Here is a 1588-nt window from a genome sequence, read left to right as displayed (position 1 = left end):
GCCGGGCGCGGACGGGTTGGCGGCGCAGCACGGCGCCGAGGGCGGCGGCCACCAGGGCGGAGGTGCCGCCGATGGTGGTGAGTGCCGCGGCCACCAGGTGCGGCTGCCGGGTGACGGCCCCGCCGATTCCTGCCGTCACGGCAGGCATGGCGTAGGCGGCCAGGACCTCGCGCCACAGGACGAACGGCGGGGGTGCGCCGGGGTCCTTCTTGCTCATGGAACGTCCTCTCCCACTCTATGATTAGGAAGCTAACTACTTATGCTTAGGTGCCTAACTATCTGGGCTGGAAAAAGGGCGGCCCGATTCCTCGGCCCGCCCGGGTGCGGTCAGCCGTCGGTGAGCGCGTCGATGCCCGCGACCACCCGGGCCAGCAGGCCGAGGAAGGTGGCGCGCTCCTCCGCGGAGAGCCCGCCGACCAGCGCCTGCATCCGGGCGAAGTGCTCGGGAGCCAGGTCGCGCAGCTTGTCGGCGCCGCGCGCGGTGAGGATCACCACGTTGCCGCGCCCGTCCTCGGTGGACGGCCGGCGGGCCACCAGGCCCTCCCGCTCCAGGCCGTCGACCAGGCCCGTCACCGTCGCCCGGGACACGCCGAGGCTCGCCGCGAGCTGCGAGGGCGACTTCTCGCCGCCGTGGTCCTCCAGGTCGGCCAGCAGCCGGTAGCGGCCGGTGGAGAGGCCGAAGCGGCCGAAGTGCACCTCGCCGGCCTGGCCGATCCGGGCGCCCGCCGCCATCAGCCGCGCCGCGACCAGGACCGCCTGCGGATCGGCGGTGAGGCCGTAGCGGGCGATCTGACGGCGGGCCTGCTCAAGGGTGGGCGCGCCGAGGCCGGTCTCGGGATGCTGGGTCACGAGAAGTACTATGGCGCCTAACCAGATCCATGGTCAAGCCCGGCCGCCCCCCGTCCGCGGACGCACCGTCCGGCGCAGCCACCACCACGGAACGGCCCCGGCGGACCCGCCGCGGCACCGTGCCGGTCGAACGGTTCTCGGCAGGTCCAACGGCCGCGCGGCGACGGTTCGTTCCCGGAATCGATGTGACATTGCGCCCAGCCCGCCGCCCTGTCGCGGCACCCCGTTGCCGCCCCATACTCCAGGACCTGACGGACCGACGGGTGGAGGAGCACGGTGAGCACGGCGGACACGGTGAGCACGGCGAACACGGTGAGCACGGCGAACACGGTGAGCACGGCAGCGACGGCGGGGACGTGGAAGCTCGGCGACCTGGAGGTGAACCGCATCGGCTACGGCACGATGCGGCTCACCGGCAACGGCATGATGGGGAACTCCGACGGCGCGCCGATCGACCGCGACGCCGCCGTCCGGCTGCTGCTCGACGCCTTCGAGCAGGGGGTAGACCACGTCGACACGGCGGCGTTCTACTTCTCCCCGCTGCGCTCCGCGAACGAGCTCCTCAACCGGGCCCTCGCGTCCTGGTGGGAGGACGTGGTGGTGGTGACCAAGGTCGGCCCGGGGCGCGACCCCTCGGGCGAGTGGCTGACCATGGCCCGCCCCGACCAGCTGCGCGGCCAGGTCGAGGAGAACCTGCGCCAGCTCGGCCGGGACCACCTCGACGTGGTCAACCTGCGCC

The 1588-nt window shown here is 73.1% G+C and carries 2 protein-coding genes and 1 pseudogene; 1 reads left to right on the top strand and 2 read right to left on the bottom strand.

Going from position 1 to position 1588, the window contains the following annotated elements; all coding sequences use genetic code 11:
- Window positions 1-217 (bottom strand): annotated as a pseudogene (locus ABZ641_RS36665) (hypothetical protein); the annotation flags it as partial.
- A gap of 110 nt (window positions 218-327) precedes the next feature.
- Window positions 328-849 (bottom strand): MarR family transcriptional regulator, encoded by a 522-nt coding sequence (locus tag ABZ641_RS36660; protein ID WP_344626355.1) that lies wholly within the window; start codon window positions 847-849, stop codon window positions 328-330.
- Window positions 850-1179: 330 nt separating this feature from the next.
- On the opposite strand from ABZ641_RS36660, the gene ABZ641_RS36655 reads away from it, so the two are divergent.
- The coding region (locus ABZ641_RS36655) for an aldo/keto reductase (RefSeq protein ID WP_359988868.1) at window positions 1180-1588 on the top strand (409 nt) is incomplete at its 3' end.

Source organism: Kitasatospora sp. NPDC007106 (assembly GCF_040634455.1).
Classification (GTDB): Bacteria; Actinomycetota; Actinomycetes; order Streptomycetales; family Streptomycetaceae; genus Kitasatospora; species Kitasatospora arboriphila.
Note: the sequence above shows the minus strand (reverse complement) of the source record. Positions and strands in the feature narration are given on the sequence as shown.